General features: G+C 60.1%; 19 protein-coding genes and 1 other RNA gene. 13 read left to right on the top strand and 7 right to left on the bottom strand.

Annotated elements, in window-relative coordinates; translation table 11 throughout:
* Positions 1-60 precede the first annotated feature (60 nt).
* The 5 genes from rho (at position 61) to A8O26_RS00845 (ending at position 6,788) form a co-directional block, all read left to right on the top strand.
* The gene (rho, locus tag A8O26_RS00865) at positions 61-1,320 is read left to right on the top strand and encodes a transcription termination factor Rho (RefSeq protein ID WP_003229334.1); all 1,260 of its coding nucleotides are present in this window, start codon (positions 61-63) and stop codon (positions 1,318-1,320) included.
* A gap of 126 nt (positions 1,321-1,446) precedes the next feature.
* Positions 1,447-3,408, top strand: a complete 1,962-nt coding sequence (locus A8O26_RS00860) for an acyltransferase family protein (RefSeq protein ID WP_064116361.1) — start codon at positions 1,447-1,449, stop codon at positions 3,406-3,408.
* A gap of 80 nt (positions 3,409-3,488) precedes the next feature.
* The gene (gene ubiD, locus A8O26_RS00855; RefSeq protein ID WP_034151998.1) at positions 3,489-4,955 is read left to right on the top strand and encodes a 4-hydroxy-3-polyprenylbenzoate decarboxylase; all 1,467 of its coding nucleotides are present in this window, start codon (positions 3,489-3,491) and stop codon (positions 4,953-4,955) included.
* Complete coding sequence (locus tag A8O26_RS00850) at positions 4,955-5,923, top strand: CDP-6-deoxy-delta-3,4-glucoseen reductase (RefSeq protein WP_053124901.1); 969 nt, start codon at positions 4,955-4,957, stop codon at positions 5,921-5,923. The genes ubiD and A8O26_RS00850 overlap by 1 nt, the downstream gene beginning before the upstream one ends.
* A 196-nt stretch (positions 5,924-6,119) precedes the next feature.
* On the top strand, positions 6,120-6,788 hold the full coding sequence (locus A8O26_RS00845) for a gamma-glutamylcyclotransferase (RefSeq protein ID WP_064116360.1): 669 nt from the start codon (positions 6,120-6,122) through the stop codon (positions 6,786-6,788).
* On the opposite strand, the gene glpT is transcribed toward A8O26_RS00845, so the two are convergent.
* The gene (gene glpT, locus A8O26_RS00840; RefSeq protein WP_007911178.1) at positions 6,764-8,113 is read right to left on the bottom strand and encodes a glycerol-3-phosphate transporter; all 1,350 of its coding nucleotides are present in this window, start codon (positions 8,111-8,113) and stop codon (positions 6,764-6,766) included. The genes A8O26_RS00845 and glpT overlap by 25 nt on opposite strands.
* Positions 8,114-8,336: 223 nt before the next feature.
* Here glpT and A8O26_RS00835 point away from each other — a divergent pair, with 223 nt between their 5' ends.
* The gene (locus tag A8O26_RS00835) at positions 8,337-8,966 is read left to right on the top strand and encodes a hypothetical protein (protein WP_064116359.1); all 630 of its coding nucleotides are present in this window, start codon (positions 8,337-8,339) and stop codon (positions 8,964-8,966) included.
* A 6-nt stretch (positions 8,967-8,972) separates the two neighbouring features.
* Here the strand turns inward: A8O26_RS00835 and A8O26_RS00830 are convergent, their stop codons facing one another.
* A complete protein-coding gene (locus A8O26_RS00830) occupies positions 8,973-9,950 on the bottom strand; it encodes an NADPH:quinone oxidoreductase family protein (RefSeq protein WP_064116358.1) in 978 nt (325 codons plus the stop codon).
* A 150-nt stretch (positions 9,951-10,100) separates the two neighbouring features.
* On the opposite strand from A8O26_RS00830, the gene A8O26_RS00825 reads away from it, so the two are divergent.
* Positions 10,101-10,508, top strand: coding sequence for a flagellar basal body-associated protein FliL (locus A8O26_RS00825; protein ID WP_064116357.1), 408 nt, complete (start codon positions 10,101-10,103; stop codon positions 10,506-10,508).
* A 142-nt stretch (positions 10,509-10,650) separates the two neighbouring features.
* On the opposite strand, the gene A8O26_RS00820 is transcribed toward A8O26_RS00825, so the two are convergent.
* Complete coding sequence (locus tag A8O26_RS00820; protein ID WP_064116356.1) at positions 10,651-11,103, bottom strand: EVE domain-containing protein; 453 nt, start codon at positions 11,101-11,103, stop codon at positions 10,651-10,653.
* A gap of 198 nt (positions 11,104-11,301) precedes the next feature.
* Between A8O26_RS00820 and A8O26_RS29910 the strand changes: the two genes are divergently transcribed.
* The gene (locus A8O26_RS29910; protein WP_016985917.1) at positions 11,302-11,457 is read left to right on the top strand and encodes a hypothetical protein; all 156 of its coding nucleotides are present in this window, start codon (positions 11,302-11,304) and stop codon (positions 11,455-11,457) included.
* A 36-nt stretch (positions 11,458-11,493) separates the two neighbouring features.
* On the opposite strand, the gene A8O26_RS00815 is transcribed toward A8O26_RS29910, so the two are convergent.
* The 4 genes from A8O26_RS00815 to A8O26_RS00800 form a co-directional block, all read right to left on the bottom strand.
* Positions 11,494-12,099 carry a 5-formyltetrahydrofolate cyclo-ligase gene (locus A8O26_RS00815; RefSeq protein ID WP_064116355.1) on the bottom strand — a complete coding sequence of 202 codons (606 nt, stop codon included), beginning with the start codon at positions 12,097-12,099 and terminating at the stop codon, positions 11,494-11,496.
* Between the two features lie 81 nt (positions 12,100-12,180).
* Positions 12,181-12,359: non-coding RNA, 6S RNA (gene ssrS / locus A8O26_RS00810), on the bottom strand.
* A 30-nt stretch (positions 12,360-12,389) separates the two neighbouring features.
* A complete protein-coding gene (locus A8O26_RS00805; protein ID WP_034151990.1) occupies positions 12,390-12,707 on the bottom strand; it encodes a cell division protein ZapA in 318 nt (105 codons plus the stop codon).
* Positions 12,704-12,913, bottom strand: coding sequence for a TIGR02449 family protein (locus A8O26_RS00800; protein ID WP_007940359.1), 210 nt, complete (start codon positions 12,911-12,913; stop codon positions 12,704-12,706). The genes A8O26_RS00805 and A8O26_RS00800 overlap by 4 nt, the downstream gene beginning before the upstream one ends.
* A gap of 130 nt (positions 12,914-13,043) precedes the next feature.
* Between A8O26_RS00800 and A8O26_RS00795 the strand changes: the two genes are divergently transcribed.
* From A8O26_RS00795 to A8O26_RS00775, 5 genes are read left to right on the top strand one after another with little or no spacing between them, the layout of a single operon-like run.
* A complete protein-coding gene (locus A8O26_RS00795; protein ID WP_064116354.1) occupies positions 13,044-13,604 on the top strand; it encodes a YecA family protein in 561 nt (186 codons plus the stop codon).
* A 27-nt stretch (positions 13,605-13,631) separates the two neighbouring features.
* The gene (gene pepP / locus A8O26_RS00790; protein ID WP_064116353.1) at positions 13,632-14,966 is read left to right on the top strand and encodes a Xaa-Pro aminopeptidase; all 1,335 of its coding nucleotides are present in this window, start codon (positions 13,632-13,634) and stop codon (positions 14,964-14,966) included.
* Positions 14,963-16,150 (top strand): 2-octaprenyl-6-methoxyphenyl hydroxylase, encoded by a 1,188-nt coding sequence (ubiH, locus tag A8O26_RS00785; RefSeq protein ID WP_064116352.1) that lies wholly within the window; start codon positions 14,963-14,965, stop codon positions 16,148-16,150. Before pepP ends, ubiH begins: the two co-directional genes overlap by 4 nt.
* Positions 16,143-16,628: a DUF4442 domain-containing protein gene (locus A8O26_RS00780; protein WP_064116351.1), complete on the top strand. Its 486-nt coding sequence runs from the start codon at positions 16,143-16,145 to the stop codon at positions 16,626-16,628. The genes ubiH and A8O26_RS00780 overlap by 8 nt, the downstream gene beginning before the upstream one ends.
* A 9-nt stretch (positions 16,629-16,637) precedes the next feature.
* A complete protein-coding gene (locus A8O26_RS00775) occupies positions 16,638-17,855 on the top strand; it encodes a 2-octaprenyl-3-methyl-6-methoxy-1,4-benzoquinol hydroxylase (protein WP_172828109.1) in 1,218 nt (405 codons plus the stop codon).
* Positions 17,856-18,029: the final 174 nt, after the last annotated feature.

The following is an 18,029-nucleotide window of genomic DNA, read 5'->3' as shown; positions in this document are numbered from 1 at the left end:
GGCCTCATTAAGCCAAAAGCTTAATTTCCCCCCCTCCATAAATGATTACGTCATTCCTATATGAATCTGACTGAACTCAAGCAAAAGCCGATTACCGAACTGCTCGAATTGGCCGAACAGATGGGCATAGAAAATATGGCCCGTTCGCGCAAGCAGGACGTGATTTTCTCCCTGCTGAAAAAGCACGCGAAAAGCGGCGAGGAAATCTCCGGTGATGGCGTGCTGGAGATTCTCCAGGACGGCTTCGGCTTCCTGCGCTCCGCTGACGCTTCCTACCTGGCCGGCCCGGACGATATCTACGTCTCGCCAAGCCAGATCCGCCGCTTCAACTTGCGCACCGGTGACACCATCGTTGGCAAGATCCGCCCTCCGAAGGAAGGCGAGCGGTATTTCGCTCTGCTCAAGGTCGACACGATCAACTTCGATCGTCCCGAGAACGCGAAAAACAAGATTCTCTTCGAGAACCTGACCCCGCTGTTCCCGACCGTGCGCATGAAGATGGAAGCCGGTAACGGTTCCACTGAAGACTTGACCGGTCGTGTGATCGACCTGTGCGCCCCGATCGGCAAAGGCCAGCGTGGTCTGATCGTTGCACCGCCGAAAGCCGGTAAAACGATCATGCTGCAAAACATCGCAGCGAACATCGCCCGTAACAACCCTGAAGTTCATCTGATCGTGTTGCTGATCGACGAGCGTCCGGAAGAAGTAACCGAAATGCAGCGCACCGTGCGCGGCGAAGTGGTTGCCTCGACCTTCGACGAGCCGCCGACCCGTCACGTGCAGGTTGCCGAAATGGTGATCGAGAAGGCCAAACGCCTTGTTGAACACAAGAAAGACGTGGTGATCCTGCTCGACTCCATCACCCGTCTGGCCCGTGCCTACAACACCGTGATCCCGAGCTCCGGCAAGGTTTTGACCGGTGGTGTCGATGCCCACGCCCTCGAGAAGCCAAAACGCTTCTTCGGTGCGGCGCGTAACATCGAAGAAGGCGGCTCGCTGACCATTATCGCCACCGCGCTGGTTGAAACCGGCTCGAAGATGGACGAAGTGATCTACGAAGAGTTCAAGGGTACCGGTAACATGGAACTGCCTCTGGATCGCAAGATCGCCGAGAAGCGTGTGTTCCCGGCGATCAACATCAACCGCTCCGGCACCCGCCGCGAAGAGTTGCTGACGGCCGACGACGAACTGCAGCGTATGTGGATCCTGCGTAAGCTGCTGCACCCGATGGACGAAGTGGCTGCCATCGAGTTCCTGGTCGACAAGCTGAAAACGACCAAGACCAACGACGAGTTCTTCTTGTCGATGAAGCGCAAGTAATACACGCGCTGTAAAAAAGAACGCTCCCGAAAGGGGGCGTTTTTTTTGCGTACGCGCCGCATAACTTTCGTAACGCGCTACTGTCCTTGTCTGGAGCGGTTTGTACCTACAAGGATAAGAAAGGTTATGCACACGTTTGGCAATCGCCGTGATATCGACGGATTACGGGCACTGGCGGTCATCCCCGTCGTACTGTTTCATTTCGGATTCACTACATTCAGCGGCGGTTTTGTCGGCGTCGATGTGTTCTTCGTCATTTCCGGTTTCCTGATCACTTCGATCCTGTTCCGCGAAATCAGCGCCCAGCGCTTCAGTTTCCTCGACTTCTGGGGGCGTCGCGCCCGGCGCATCCTGCCGGCGTTGACCGTGGTTGTGGTGGTGACGCTGGCATTAGGCTGGTTGTTGCTGACCGCCAAAGACCTCGCCGAGCTGGGGCGGACGATTCGTTACCAGTCGCTGTTCATTTCCAACATTCTGTTCATGCGCGAAGACGGCTACTTCGAGCCTGCCTCGGAACTCAAACCGTTGCTGCATACCTGGTCGCTGGCGGTGGAGGAGCAGTACTACATCTTCTTCCCGCTGATGATGGTGCTGATGATGCGCTACGTCCGTCATTGGCGCTGGATGTTGTTTGCCGTGCTGCTGGTGTCGTTCGGCTTGAACATTGTCTACATCGAACGCCGGCCGGAATTTGCTTTTTTCGCGCTACCGACCCGCGCCTGGGAGCTGCTCTGCGGTGCCATGTTGGCGGTTATGCCTGTGCCAAAACACGTTGCGCGGCCGTGGTTGCGTGAGTCCGTCGGCGTCGCCGGGTTGGCGGCGGTGTTGTTGGCGGTGTTCAGTTTCGACAAGACCACGGTGTTTCCCGGCTGGGCGGCACTATTGCCGGTGCTGGGCACAACGGCACTGATCTGGTCAGGCGCACAGGGCACAACGTTGGCCGGGCGCCTGCTGAGCCTGCGGGTGCTGGTGTGGATCGGTCTGCTTTCCTATTCTCTTTACCTTTGGCATTGGCCGGTTTACGTCTATGCCAACGCGATCTCCATCGACGGCATCCAGCCGCTGGAGGCGCTCGGCTGGATGGCATTGGCGTTGGCTCTGGCTTGGCTGAGCTTGCGCTATGTCGAGCTGCCTTTTCGTGAGAAACGTGTGTTTGCCAGCCGTAACTCGGTGTTGGTCGGTGGGTTGGTCTCGATCACTGTTCTGGCGATTACCGGCTCGGTGATTCGCTCGGCAGACGGTGTTCCACAGCGTCTGACCGGCAAAGCGCTGGAGTACGCGCAGTCCCGGGAGTGGAAAGCCGGGCAAACCGAATGCATGCAGTTGAGCACGGACAAGGCGCTGGACAAGGTCTGTCGGGTGGGTAGCGATCAAGAGGTCGCCCCGACAAAGATGTTCTGGGGTGACAGTCACACCGCGGCCTTGTTGCCGGCCATTGCAGGCACTGCCGGTCGCGATGCACAGCCGGTCTGGTTGTACAGCCTGACGGCGTGCCCGCCGATTGTCGACGAGCACCTACGCCAGCAATGCAAAGACTTCAACAAGCGCAACATGGCGCTGGTGCTTGAGCGAGGGATCAAGGACGTGGTCCTGGCGGCGAACTGGAGTCTGTACATTTATGGTCGCGAAGATGGCGACGGCGATAAACAGTTCCTGCTCGATCGCAAAGACAACAGGGCACAAGCCGAACAGCGTCTGGCCGCAGGGCTCAAGGCTCAAGTGGCTGAACTGCGCGCGGCAGGTGTGCAAGTCTGGCTGTTCAAGGAGGTGCCGCTGCAACACAAGAGTTACATCGACCGCCTGACTAGCCTGGCGCGCATCGGGCGCTCGGCTGAAGGCCTCGGTCGCCCGCTCAACGAGCATCTGGCGCGCCAGAGGTTCTTCAGTGATTTGTTTGGCGCGATGAGTGCCGCGGATTCTGGCGTGCACGTCATCGATCCAACGCCGCTGATGTGCAAGGAAGGGCTCTGCGCCATCGATGTCGACGGCCACTCGCAGTACAAGGATGCCGACCATCTTTCCGATGTCGGCAGTGCCCGACTGAGCGCGTTGTTTGCGCCGATCCTGCTGGGCACGAGCCACAATTGAGCGATGCCGGACACTGACGGGCTGCTGTTTGCCCGTCAGAGCAGGTAGGATGTACGCCTATTTTGAGGGTGCCATCGTCAATGAAATTCAAGGATCTTCGGGATTTCGTGCAGCAGCTTGAGCAGCGCGGAGAGTTGAAACGCATCCAGATTCCCGTCTCGCCGGTGCTGGAAATGACCGAGGTGTGCGACCGCACGCTGCGGGCCAAGGGCCCGGCGTTGCTGTTCGAAAAGCCCACCGGCTACGACATCCCGGTGCTCGGCAACCTGTTTGGCACCCCTGAACGGGTGGCGATGGGCATGGGCGCCGAGTCGGTCAGCGAACTGCGCGAAATCGGCAAGCTGTTGGCCTTCCTCAAGGAACCGGAGCCACCGAAGGGCTTGAAGGACGCGTGGTCGAAACTGCCGATCTTCCGCAAGATCATCTCGATGGCGCCGAAGGTCGTCAAAGACGCGGTGTGCCAGGAAGTGGTCATCGAAGGTGACGACGTCGATCTGGCGATGCTGCCGGTGCAGACTTGCTGGCCCGGCGATGTCGGCCCGTTGATCACCTGGGGCCTGACCGTCACCAAAGGCCCGAATAAAGAACGCCAGAACCTCGGTATCTACCGTCAGCAAGTGATCGGCCGCAACAAGGTGATCATGCGCTGGCTCAGCCACCGTGGCGGCGCGCTGGATTATCGCGAGTGGTGCGAGAAGCACCCGGGCCAGCCGTTCCCGGTGTCCGTGGCTCTGGGCGCAGATCCGGCGACCATCCTTGGCGCCGTGACGCCGGTGCCGGACAGTCTTTCCGAATACGCTTTCGCAGGGCTCTTGCGCGGTAACCGCACCGAGCTGGTCAAGTGCCGTGGCAACGACCTGCAGGTGCCGGCCACCGCCGAAATCATCCTTGAAGGCGTGATTCATCCGGGCGAGATGGCCGATGAAGGCCCGTATGGCGACCACACCGGTTACTACAACGAAGTCGACAGCTTCCCGGTGTTCACCGTCGAACGCATCACCCACCGGATCAAACCGATCTACCACAGCACCTACACCGGCCGTCCGCCGGATGAGCCGGCGATTCTCGGCGTGGCGCTGAACGAAGTGTTCGTGCCGATCCTGCAGAAGCAGTTCCCGGAAATCACTGACTTCTACCTGCCGCCGGAAGGCTGCTCGTACCGCATGGCCATCGTGACCATGAAGAAGTCGTATCCGGGGCATGCCAAGCGCGTGATGCTGGGTGTCTGGTCGTTTTTGCGACAGTTCATGTACACCAAGTTCGTTATCGTCACCGACGACGATATCAACGCCCGCGACTGGAACGACGTGATCTGGGCCATCACCACGCGCATGGACCCCAAGCGCGACACGGTGATGATCGATAACACGCCGATCGACTACCTCGACTTCGCCTCGCCGATCTCCGGCCTGGGTTCAAAAATGGGCCTCGATGCCACCCACAAGTGGCCGGGCGAAACCACTCGCGAGTGGGGTCGCGTGATCGTCAAGGACGACGCCGTCACCCAACGGATCGATGCCATCTGGAATCAGTTAGGAATAGATTGATGCGTGTAACCCTGCAGCCCTCCGGAGCAGTGCTTGAGATACAGCCCGGTGAGCGGATTCTCGATGGTGCGCGGCGCCTGGGCTACGAATGCCCGCAAAGCTGCCGCAATGGCAACTGTCACGTGTGTGCGGCGCTGCTGGTCGAAGGCCGCGTCGAGCAGGCCGGCAAGGTGCATGACCACGGCGAGTTCTACACTTGCATAGCCGAGCCGCTGGAAGACTGCATCCTGCTGTGGGATGGCGTGCTCGCATTGGGAGAACTGCCGGTGCGCAGCCTGTCGTGTCAGGTCATCGAATGCCGCGATGTGGGTGGCGACACCTGGCGCGTGCGTCTGCGTGCGCCGGCCGGCAAGCCACCGCGCTATCACGCCGGGCAGTATTTGATGATCGAGCGCGAGAACGGCGAGAAATCGGCGTTCTCCATGGCCTCGGCACCGCACGGCGGGCGTGATCTGGAAATTCATGTGCTGGCGCGCGAAGCCAGTGCACTGAGCCTGATCGAACAGCTACAACGCAACGCGATGGTGCGCGTCGAGTTGCCGTTCGGCGACACGCATCTGGCCGAATTGCCCGACGGGCCGTTGGTACTGGTCGCCGCCGGTACCGGCATGGGCCAGATTCACGCCCTGATCGAGCACTGCCGCGCCAACGGCTTCAAGCACCCGGTGCATCTTTACTGGGGCGTGCGCCGTCCGGAAGATTTCTATGAAATCGAACACTGGGACGAATGGCTGAAGTTGCCCAACCTGTTCCTGCACAAAGTCGTCAGCGATCAATGCGGTTGGGAAGGGCGCTGCGGCATGTTGCACGAGGCAGTCTGTGAGGACTTCCCTGACCTGAAACCGCTGCACGTCTACGCCAGCGGCTCGCCGGCGATGGTCTACGGCACACTCGACGCCTTGGTCGAAGCCGGGATGGACGCCCATCAAATGCGTGCCGACGTGTTTGCCTACGCCCCGCGCTCTTGATTCGTTATAACTCTCTATATAGCCGATCGGTATTTATGTAATTGCATAAATACCGCTAGGTTATATATCAAACAGGCAATCAATTAAGAACGGTGCCATGGCACTCAAATTGCCTTAAAACATATGTGCCTTATTGTTACAGCGGTGCGTTCTATTAAGTAATTCTTTACCCGCGGGGAGCTGAACGCTATTCGCCATGAGCGCCATTGAAAACGCTTTTCTGAATCTGAATTACCCTCCGCGGCTCGATCTTGGGCCGCAGCTGACGCACGAACAACTTCTCGCTTCCATGCAATCGACCATGGCGCGCCACAAGGGCGGGCCGGTGTGGCTGTTCGCCTACGGTTCGCTGATCTGGCGGCCGGAATGTTCGGCGGTGGAGCGCGTGCGTGGACGCGTTCATGGCTACCATCGCGGCTTGTACCTATGGTCGCACGAACATCGTGGTACGCCGGAAATGCCCGGTCTGGTGTTTGGTCTGGATCGCGGCGGTTCATGCAGCGGCTTCGCCTATCGCTTGCCGGAAGACAATCTTGATGCGGCGTTGTATGCCTTGTGGAAACGCGAGATGCCGGTGCCATCCTATCGACCACACTGGCTCAACTGCCGTCTCGCCGACGGTAGCCAAGTGCAGGCCTTGGGATTTGTATTGGAGCGACACCTGCCCAGCTATGCCGGCAACTTGCCGGATCATGTGCTGAGCCAGGTGTTCGAAAGCGCCAGCGGGCGTTACGGTACCACTCGCGATTATGTCGAGCAGACCGCAAACGCCCTGCGCAGCCACGCCATGCCAGACCGCAATCTGGAGGCGCGGCTCAAGCGCTGTCAGTCACAGGTCGATCAAGCGACTGCTTCACGGCTCTGACTGGCGACTTGCTTGTGCCACAGCGTCGGTGCAAGGAAGGCCATCGACAGCAGGCAAGCGCCCACCAGCAGCACGAAGCCGCCATCCCAGCCGAAATGGTCCACGGTGTAGCCCATCGCGGCACTGGCCGCGACCGAGCCACCCAGATAACCGAACAGACCGGTGAATCCGGCAGCGGTGCCGGCGGCTTTCTTCGGTGCCAGTTCCAGCGCCTGCAGGCCGATCAGCATCACCGGGCCGTAGATCAGGAAGCCGATCGAGAACAGCGCGATCATGTCGACGGTCGGGTTGCCGGCCGGGTTCAGCCAGTAAACCAGAGTTGCCACGGTCACCAGTGCCATGAACACCATGCCGGTCAGGCCGCGGTTGCCACGGAAGATCTTGTCCGACATCCAGCCGCACAGCAGCGTGCCCGGAATACCCGCCCACTCGTAGAAGAAATAGGCCCACGAGGTTTTATCCACGGTGAAACCCTTGGCTTCCTTCAGGTAGGTCGGTGCCCAGTCCAGCACGCCGTAACGCAGCAGGTAGACGAAGACGTTGGCCATGGCGATGTACCAGAGCATTTTGTTACGCAGCACGTATTTGACGAAGATCTCTTTCGCGCTGAATTCGTCTTCGTGGCTGGCGTCGTAGCCTTCCGGGTAATCGTTCTTGTACTTCTCGATCGGCGGCAGGCCAACCGATTGCGGGGTGTCACGCATGGTGATGAACGCGAACACGGCCACGCCCAGCGCCACGGCTGCCGGTACATAGAACGCTGCGTGCCAGTCGTTGAACAGACCCATGCCGAGCAGGAACAGCGGGCCGATCAGACCGCCACCGACGTTATGCGCCACGTTCCACACGGACACCACGCCGCCGCGTTCCTTCTGCGACCACCAGTGCACCATGGTCCGGCCACTCGGCGGCCAACCCATGCCCTGAGCCCAGCCGTTGATAAACAGCAGGATGAACATCATGGTCACGCTGGACGTCGCCCAAGGCGCGAAACCGAAAATGAACATCACCCCGGCCGAGACCAACAGGCCGAACGGCAGGAAGTAACGCGGGTTGGAACGGTCGGACACCAGGCCCATGAGGAATTTCGACAGGCCGTAGGCGATGGCAATCGCCGACATCGCCAGGCCCAGATCACCGCGGCTGTAGCCTTCGTCGATCAGGTACGGCATGGCCAGGGAAAAGTTTTTGCGCAGCAGGTAATAACCCGCGTAGCCAAAGAAAATACCGGCGAAGATCTGCCAGCGCAGGCGTCGGTAAGTGCTGTCTATTTTTTCTTCAGGCAATGGAGCCTGATGTGCGGCAGGTCGAAAGAAAGCAAACATTCAAGAGCTCCAAATTTCTTGTTTTGACTGCGGATGCGAATGTTACAGTTTCGTTACCGAAAATAGCACCGGTTCGCATCGAGCAAATAGCGGAAAATGTTGGAAGTCGCGCGTTCCTTTACGAACCTGTCGCTCAGCTGTAAGAACAGGGCGTTTTTGTGGCGGCCGGGACGTTGTGTTTTAGACTCGCGATCAATAGACCGACTGATCGCCGAGAAAAATAATGGTCCTGAAAGTTCGCAGATTGCTGCCCAGATTGCTGGTAGCGGTAGCGCTCACTGTTTCCGTGCTGGCGCTGAGTTTCGCGCAAGACTCGGCGGCGCCGGGGTTACGCAATGTCACTGTGCTGATCGTCCGTCACGCGGAAAAGCCCGAGGTAGGCCGTGAGCTCAATGCTCGTGGCGAACAACGTGCCGCCGCTTACGCGGAGTATTTCACCCCGTTGAAACTGGATGGCCAGACGCTCACGCCCCAACGTCTGATCGCTACCGCCGACAGCCCGGAAAGCATCCGCCCGCGTCAGACGCTGATCCCACTGTCGCAACGCCTGCAACTGCCGATTGAACAACCGTTCGCCAATAACGACGTCGACAAACTGGTCAGCTCACTGCGCAAGAACAATCAGGCGAAAACCATACTCATCGCCTGGCATCACGGCCACATCAACAAACTGATTGCCGCTTTCGGTGGTGATGGCCCGGCGTTGATCGGCCAGCCGAAATGGCCGGTGGATGTTTACGATTGGCTGATTGTTTTGCGCTTCGATGACAAGGGGCAGTTGGATGAGGCGCGCAGCGCGAAGGTTCAGGAACATCTGATGCCGGGCGACACGGCGACGTCGCCCGGTAGTTGAAGCGTCTCAGCGTACCTGCACCACCACCTTGCCCACCGCCTTGCGCTGCCCAAGATCATTGATCGCCTGCGCCGCATTGCTCAGCGGATAGACCTGCGACACCAGCGGTTTCAACTTGCCTTCGGCAAACCAGCCGAACAACTGTTGGAAGTTGGCCGCGTTGTCCTGCGGCTGGCGCTGGGCGAAGGAGCCCCAGAACACGCCGAGTACCGCTGCGCCTTTGAGCAGGGCGAGGTTGACCGGCAGCTCGGGAATCCGGCCGCTGGCGAAGCCGACCACCAGCAGTCGGCCGTTCCAGGCGATGGCGCGGATGGCTTGATCGAACAGGTCGCCGCCGACCGGATCGTAGATCACATCAGCGCCCTGGCCGTCGGTGAGGCGCTTGATTTCGTCCTTGAGGTTGTTTTCGCTGTAGTTGATCAATTCATCGGCGCCGGCAGCCTTGGCCACTGCGAGTTTCTCGGCGCTGCTGGCGGCAGCAATCACCCGGGCGCCCATGGCTTTGCCGATCTCCACGGCGGCCAGGCCGACACCGCCGGACGCACCGAGCACCAGCAGGGTTTCGCCCGGTTGCAGGTTGGCGCGTTGCTTGAGCGCGTGCATCGACGTGCCGTAGGTCATGCTGAAGGCGGCGGCGATGTTGAAATCCATCGACGGCGGAATCGGCAGGACGTTGTAGCCCGGCACCGCAACCTGTTCGGCGAAGCTGCCCCAGCCGGTCAGGGCCATGACCCGGTCGCCGACCTTGAGATGGCTGACCTTTTCGCCGACTTCGCGAACCACGCCAGCCGCTTCGCCACCCGGCGAGAACGGGAAGGGCGGCTTGAACTGGTACTTGCCCTCGATGATCAGCGTGTCCGGGAAGTTGACCCCGGCGGCGTGCACGTCCAGCAGGATTTCGTTCTTCTTGACGACAGGACTGGCGACGTCTTCCAGTACCAGCGATTCGGCAGGGCCGAAGGCTTTGCACAGCACGGCTTTCATCAGGGCTATTCCTTTGGGAGTGATGGCCGATAAGTGTAGGTGTGTCAGTCAACGGGTCAACGAGCATGCCCGGCCCTGATAGTCAGCCATAAGCTTGTGCTTGCGCGGCGGGTCGTTATGCTAGGCCGCAAACCGGATAAGGAGCGAATTGTGAAAGCGTGGATCATGTTGTTGCTGGCCCTGTCTCTGCCTGTGGCAGCGCTGGCCGAAGAAGCCAAAGAAGGCGAAGCGCCGAAGGTCAGCTACATCAGCCTGAGCCCGCCGTTTGTGGGTAATTACGGGCTGGACGGCACGCCGAAGCTCAAGGTCTACAAGGCCGACGTGGCGCTGCGCGTGACGGGCGATGAAGCCGCCAAACTGGTCAAGGCCAACGAGCCGCTTATCCGCAATCAACTGGTGGCGCTGTTCACTCAGCAGACGACCGAGGCGATGGGCAGCATCGAAGGTAAAGAGAAGCTGCGTCAGGAAGCCTTGAAGCAGACCCAGCAAGTGATGAATGACGAGACCGGCAAGCCGGTGGTTGAAGATCTGTTGTTCAACAACCTGATCATTCAGTAAGACATTCGTTGTCCGGGCGGGCCTCATCGCGAGCAGGCTCGCTCCCACAGTGGATTTGTAGTGATGCACATTTTTGCATCCACCGAAGATCCCTGTGGGAGCGAGCCTGCTCGCGAAGGCATCTTGTCAGGCCAAGGATAATTCAGGGTTTGAGCGCGATCACCGCCGCCCATTGCTCGGGTGTCACCGGCATCACCGACAACCGCGAGCCCTTCTGCACCAACGGCATCTCGGCCAGCGCCGTCTGCTGCTTCAGATAGTCCAGCTTCAACACCCGCGCAAACGTTTCGACGTGCGCTACATCAATCGCACTCCAGGCATTTTTCTTCGGCGTTGCCTTCGGGTCGAAGTAATGACTCTCCGGCTCCAATGCGGTGGGATCCGGGTACGCCGCCTGGATAATTTTTCCGATGCCGGCAATTCCCGGCTCCGGGCAGCTGGAATGGTAGAAAAAGAACTCATCGCCCACCGCCATTGCCCGCAGGAAGTTACGCGCCTGATAGTTGCGAACCCCATCCCAGCGGGCTTTGCCAAGCTTTTCCAGACCTTTGATCGAGAGTTCGTCGGGCTCGGACTTCATCAGCCAATAGGCCATGGTTTTTTGCTCCTGAAACGGTCATTGGGCAGGTTGTCAGGCAATTTTATGACAAACCGACAGTCGGTTGACGTCAGCGTTTGCGCGCAGGTTCACGTTGTCGCAAAATGCCGGCCTTTAAAGCTTGACGCTGCTGCACGGCCTACGAACGGAAACCGCTGCTGTCATCGTGATGATGTGCCTTGAGGGGGGCAATCGATGAAACGCAAACCGGATCTACTATGGACTTTGGTAATTTTGTTTGGCTTGGGCGTCGTGACCACCGGTTATGCGCAGAGCCTGTGGTCGAACAAGGCCGACGCGCCGATTGAAGTCGCGCAACAGGTGCAACAGTCGACCGCGTTCAAACGCTGAAACTGCTTTTTCGACGCCGCTGTTCTGTGCGGCGTCCTATCCCGCGAAATACCACGCCTTGTCGGTGACCGTGCCTTGTAACGGTACATCCCAGCTGGCTTGCGCCAACCGTTCGACCTTCTGACATTCATGGGCCAGGCCCAGTAGCGTCGGCTTGCGCCAATTCTGGCGGCGGGCCAGATACGCCAGGCTGCGATCGTAAAAACCGCCGCCCATCCCCAGACGTCCGCCGACATCGTCGAATCCCACCAGCGGCAATAACACTAAATCCAATGTCCAGATTTTGCGCTGCCGAGCCAGATTGGCCCGCGGCTCAAGAATGCGGAAGCGATTGGGTTTGAGTTGCTCGCCGGGACGAATCCGCTGGAAAACCATTTTGGTTCGCGGCCAGGCGCTGAGCACCGGCAAGTACGTGGCCTTGCCACGGCGCTGCGCTTCCCGCAGCAGCAGGCGCGGATCGATTTCACCGTCGGTGGGCAGGTACAGGGAAATGTGTTTTGCCCGACGAAAGTGCGGGTCTTGGGCCAATTGCCGGAACAGGCCTTTGGCAGCCTGGCGTTGCTCGCCCGGCGTGAGTGCACGGCGCGCCTTGCGCAGCAGGCGGCGGAGTTGCGGGCGGGGCAGCAGCGCGGGTTCGGTCATGGTTCGGCTTCGGCAGGATGGGTGCAAAAACGTACGCATAAAAAATCCGATGGCGGTTTTCACCGACATCGGATTCGAATCAGGCTCCCCGGATGAACCGCTGTCAACTTAGCCCTTGAACCCGAAAGTTCAAGGTGGAAGATGCAGTAGACTTTAAGGCTTTCCGTCTAGCGGACATGCACACCAGCCCAACGTGCAACTTCCAGGGTAGTGCGAATCGGCTCAGGGACATCGTCAACTGGCAAGCACCCCAGGGAGTGCCGCGAGTATACCGCAAGCGGCCAGTCGAATCAGCCCTTGGTGGTGTTCTGATCGTCGGCGAGGACCAGATCGACACGATCGAGCAAGTCGCGTACCTGTTCACGGGTCGAACCGCTGGCCTGAATGTCCGGGCGCTCTTCTTTGTGCAAGAGGTCGTGGGTGATGTTCAGCGCGGCCATCACGGCAATCCGATCGGCGCCGATGACTTTGCCGCTGCTGCGGATCTCGCGCATCTTGCCATCCAGGTAGCGCGCGGCGCTGACCAGATTGCTGCGTTCTTCCTGCGGGCAGATGATCGAATACTCTTTATCGAGGATCTGCACGGTAACGCTATTGCTTGAACTCATGAGTCTTGCTCCAGGGCCTTGAGGCGCGAAATCATCGATTCGACCTTACGCCGGGCGATTTCGTTTTTTTCAATGAGGTGAGCGCGTTCCTCGCGCCAGGTCTTTTCCTGAGCTAATAAGAGTGCGTTTTGACTCTTAAGTTGCTCGACTCGGGTAATCAGCAGTTCGAGTCTGGCCATCAGCGCTTGCAGGTCGGTGTCTTCCATTGTGTCCACTGGGTCGGAGTCTGTCTGATGGGATAGCTGGCGGACAGCCTTTAATAGTCTTGGCGAGTCTGTCGATGTAGGATACAAGGCCTTCATTCTAGACATAGCGCCGTCTGGCGCCTAGCTGCCCATGACCATTGCGAATTCCCCGTACCAAGCCTTTGCCACCCTGCTGACTACCAGCGGCCACAACGTCTCGCCTGCCGAACTGCATGGCGTGCTGCTCGGACGCAGCTGCGCCGGTGCCGGCTTCGATAACGAAGGCTGGCTGATCGACGCCGCCGAACTGCTCGAAGGCGGCATCCAGGACAACGTCCGCAACGCCCTGATCGGCCTGCAAGAGATGGTCAAAGGCGAACTGACCGGCGACGATGTTACCGTCGTTCTGCTGCTGCCGACCGATGACGCGCCACTGGCCGACCGCGCCGCTGCACTGGGCGAGTGGTGCCAGGGCTTCCTCAGCGGTTTTGGCCTGAACTGCCGCGACAGCAGCATGCTCAGCACTGAAGCCACCGAAGTGCTGCAGGATCTGGCCGCCATTTCCCAGGTGCAAGACGCCCTGGAAGAATCCGAAGACGGCGAGACCGACTACATGGAAGTCATGGAGTACCTGCGCGTCGCGCCGTTGCTGCTGTTCTCGGAAACCAAGAAAGCCGACGTGCCGCCAGCCGCCAAGCCGTCGCTGCATTAATCGCGTGCCAGGGAAAGCCATCTGCCCATGACCCATATCCCGAAAGCGGAATACAGCCGTCGCCGCAAGGCCCTGATGGCGCAGATGGAACCCAACAGCATCGCGATTCTGCCCGCCGCCGCGGTGGCCATCCGCAACCGCGACGTCGAGCACGTCTACCGTCAGGACAGCGACTTCCAGTACCTCAGCGGGTTTCCCGAGCCGCAAGCCGTCATCGTCTTGATGCCCGGCCGTGAGCATGGCGAATACGTGCTGTTCTGCCGTGAGCGCAATGCCGAACGCGAATTGTGGGACGGCCTGCGCGCAGGGCAGGAAGGCGCGATCCGCGACTTCGGTGCCGACGACGCCTTTCCGATTACCGACATCGACGACATCCTCCCGGGCCTGATCGAAGGCCGCGACCGGGTGTATTCGGCGATGGGCAGCAACCCCGAATTTGACCGCCACCTGATGGACTGGATCAACGTGATCCGCTCTAAAGCGCACCTCGGCGCTCAGCCGCCGAACGAATTCGTTGCCCTGGATCATCTGCTGCACGACATGCGTCTGTATAAATCGGCGGCAGAAGTGAAGGTGATGCGCGAAGCCGCACGGATCTCGGCGCAAGCCCATATCCGCGCGATGCAGGCCAGTCGGGCCGGGCTCCACGAGTACAGCCTCGAAGCCGAACTCGACTACGAATTCCGCAAGGGCGGGGCGAAAATGCCGGCTTATGGTTCGATCGTCGCCGCCGGGCGCAACAGCTGCATCCTGCATTACCAGCAGAATGACGCGGTGCTCAAGGACGGCGATCTGGTGTTGATCGACGCCGGTTGCGAGATCGACTGCTACGCCAGCGACATCACCCGCACCTGGCCGGTCAATGGCAAGTTTTCGCCGGAGCAGAAAGCGATCTACGAATTGGTCTTGGCCTCGCAGGAAGCCGCATTCGCCGAAATCGCCCCGAACAAGCACTGGAATCAGGCGCACGAGGCCACGGTTCGAGTGATCACCACCGGGTTGGTGGAGCTTGGTTTGCTGCAAGGCGAGGTCGACGAGTTGATCGCCAGCGAAGCCTATAAAGCGTTTTACATGCACCGCGCCGGCCACTGGCTGGGCATGGATGTACACGATGTCGGCGAGTACAAGGTTGGCGGCGAATGGCGCGTGCTGGAAGTCGGCATGGCGCTGACCGTGGAACCGGGCATCTACATCGCCCCGGACAATCAGAGCGTCGCGAAGAAATGGCGCGGCATTGGCGTGCGCATCGAGGATGACGTGGTGGTGACCAAAACCGGTTGTGAAATCCTCACCCACGGCGTGCCGAAAACCGTCGCTGAAATCGAAGCGCTGATGGCGCAAGCAAGGACACACGCGGCATGAGTCGAGTCAATCTGGCAATCATCGGTGGCGGTCTGGTCGGCGCCAGTCTGGCGTTGGCCCTGCAGGCCGGGGCCAAGGCGCGTGGCTGGAAAATCGTCCTGATCGAACCGTTCGCCCCCGGCGACAGTTGGCAGCCGAGCTACGACGCACGTTCGTCGGCGTTGTCCTTTGGCTCGCGGCAGATTTATCAACGCTTGGGCGTGTGGCAGGAAATCTCCCGCCGCGCCGAGCCAATCAAACAGATTCACGTCTCTGACCGTGGACGCTTCTCTACCGCGCGCTTGTCGGCGATGGAAGAGGGCGTGCCGGCGCTCGGTTATGTAGTGGAAAACGCCTGGCTCGGCCAGTGCCTGTGGCAGCACCTCGATAAAGAGGTGATCAGCTGGCGCTGCCCGGCAGAAGTCACGCGCATGGAACCGCTGCCCGAAGGCTATCGCCTGACCCTTAACGATGAAACCACGCTGGAATGCGATCTTGCAGTGCTCGCCGATGGCGGGCGCTCAGGGCTGCGCGAACAACTGGGCATCAACGTGCGCAAGCGTCCGTACAACCAGAGCGCGCTGATCGCCAACATCACCCCGAGTGAAGCGCACAACGGCATGGCGTTCGAGCGTTTCACCGACGAAGGGCCGATGGCGCTGCTGCCGCTGCCGGAAAACCGCTGCGCTTTGGTCTGGACCCGTTTGGGCATGGACGCGCAGCGCTTGGCCGATCTGAGCGAGCGCGATTTCCTCAGCGAGTTGCAGGGCGTGTTCGGTTACCGCCTCGGCACGCTGAAACAGGTCGGCGCGCGGCATTTGTATCCGCTGACGTTGGTCGAGGCCGAAGAACAAGTGCGTTCGCATTTGGCCGTTCTCGGCAATGCGGCGCATAGCTTGCACCCGATAGCCGGGCAGGGTTTCAACCTGTCGCTGCGGGATGCCGATGCTTTGGCGGCGGCGCTGTTGACCAGCGATAAACCGCTGGGCGACTTCGCCACGTTGCAGGCGTATCGCGAGCGCCAACGTCTTGATCAGGATCTCACCGTCGGTTTCTCCGATCAGGTCACGCGACTGTTCGGCAGCACCCAGCCATTGGTTTCGCTGGGCCGTAACATCGGCCTGCTTGGTCTTGATCTGCTGCCACCGGCCAAGCGCTGGTTTGCGCGTCAGGCCATGGGTTTGGGAACGCGCCCGGATGCTTAAGTGGTTGACCGCTAAATTCGGCAAGGCGCGATTGATGCGCTGGATCATGACGTTTTACCCGCCATACCTCGGCGCCGGCGTACGCGTGCGGCACATCAGTGATGACTTTCGCGACATTCAGGTGTCGATGGGCCTCGGCTGGTACAACCGCAACTACGTCGGCACCCAGTTCGGCGGCAGCCTGTATTCGATGGTCGATCCGTTCTTCATGCTGATGCTCATGGAAAACCTCGGTTCGAAGTACATTGTGTGGGACAAAGCCGCCGACATCGATTTCATTGCGCCGGGCAAAGGCCCGGTGTTCGCCCGCTTCACTATCGACGAGACCTTGCTCGCCGAGGTTCGTCGGCAGACCGCCACTGGCGAGAAATACCTGCCGCAGTTGCAGGTCGATATTCATGACGGCGCCGGCAATCTGGTGGCGCGGGTCGGTAAAACCCTTTACGTGCGGCTCAAGCCGCAAGCGAGACAGGCTTAAAGCATGGAAATGCGCGCAGATCTGCTGATTGTCGGAGCCGGAATGGTCGGCAGCGCCCTGGCGCTGGCGTTGCAGGACAGCGGGCTGGAAGTCCTGCTGCTCGACGGCAGCCCGCTGAGCGTCAAACCGTTCGACGTCGAAGCCGCGTTTGAACCGCGGGTGAGCGCCTTGTCGGCAGCCAGCCAGCGCATTCTCGAACGCCTTGGCGTCTGGGACGGCATCGCCAAACGCCGCAGCAGTCCGTACACCGACATGCATGTGTGGGACGGCAGCGGCACCGGGCAGATTCATTTCTCGGCGAGCAGTGTGCATGCCGAGGTGCTCGGCCACATCGTCGAAAACCGTGTGGTGCAGGATGCCTTGCTCGACCGTTTGCACGATTGCGATCTGGGCATGCTGGCCAACGCTCGATTGGAACAGATGCGCCGTTCGGGCGATGACTGGCTGCTGACCTTGGCCGATGGCCGGCAATTGCGTGCGCCGCTGGTTATCGCCGCTGACGGTGCCAACTCGGCAGTGCGCCGCCTTACCGGTGTGGCGACGCGTGAGTGGGATTACTTGCATCACGCCATCGTCACCAGCGTGCGCAGCAGCAAACCGCACCAGATGACCGCGTGGCAGCGCTTTACCGATCACGGGCCGCTGGCGTTTCTGCCGTTGGAGCGTGACGGCCAGCAGGATTGGTGCTCGATCGTCTGGTCGACCACGCCGAGCGAAGCCGAGCGCTTGATGGCGCTGGACGAAGCGGATTTCTGCCGGGAGCTGGAACGTGCCTTTGAGGGGCGTCTCGGCGATGTGATCAGTGCCGATCCGCGACTGTGCGTGCCGCTGCGTCAGCGCCATGCCAAGCGTTATGTGGCCGAAGGTCTGGCGCTGATCGGCGATGCGGCGCACACCATTCATCCATTGGCGGGGCAGGGCGTGAACCTCGGTTTCCTCGATGCGGCGGTGCTTGCTGAAGTGCTGTTGCAGGCAGCCGAGCGCGGTGAGCGTTTGTCCGATGTGAAGGTGCTGAGCCGTTACGAGCGTCGGCGCATGCCGCATAACCTTGCGTTGATGGCGGCGATGGAGGGCTTTGAGCGGTTGTTTCAGGCGGATCCGTTGCCGGTGCGCTGGTTAAGGAATGCCGGGTTGAAGCTGGTGGAGCAGATGCCGGAGGCGAAAGCGCTTTTTGTGCGTGAAGCCCTCGGGTTGACCGGAGATCTTCCGGCCCTCGCCAAAGCCTGACATCTAAGGCTGATGGCCTCTTCGCGAGCAGGCTCGCTCCCACATTTGAAATGCATTCCAATGTGGGAGCGAGCCTGCTCGCGAAGGGGCCAGACCAGCCACCACAAATTTCAGGCTGTGCAACATCTGGTAACTCCTTCAAAAAGAGTTCGATTGAGGTGGTAAATGTGAGTC

This window comes from Pseudomonas fluorescens, from assembly GCF_001648775.1.
Classification (GTDB): Bacteria; Pseudomonadota; Gammaproteobacteria; order Pseudomonadales; family Pseudomonadaceae; genus Aquipseudomonas; species Aquipseudomonas fluorescens_M.
Note: the sequence above shows the minus strand (reverse complement) of the source record. Positions and strands in the feature narration are given on the sequence as shown.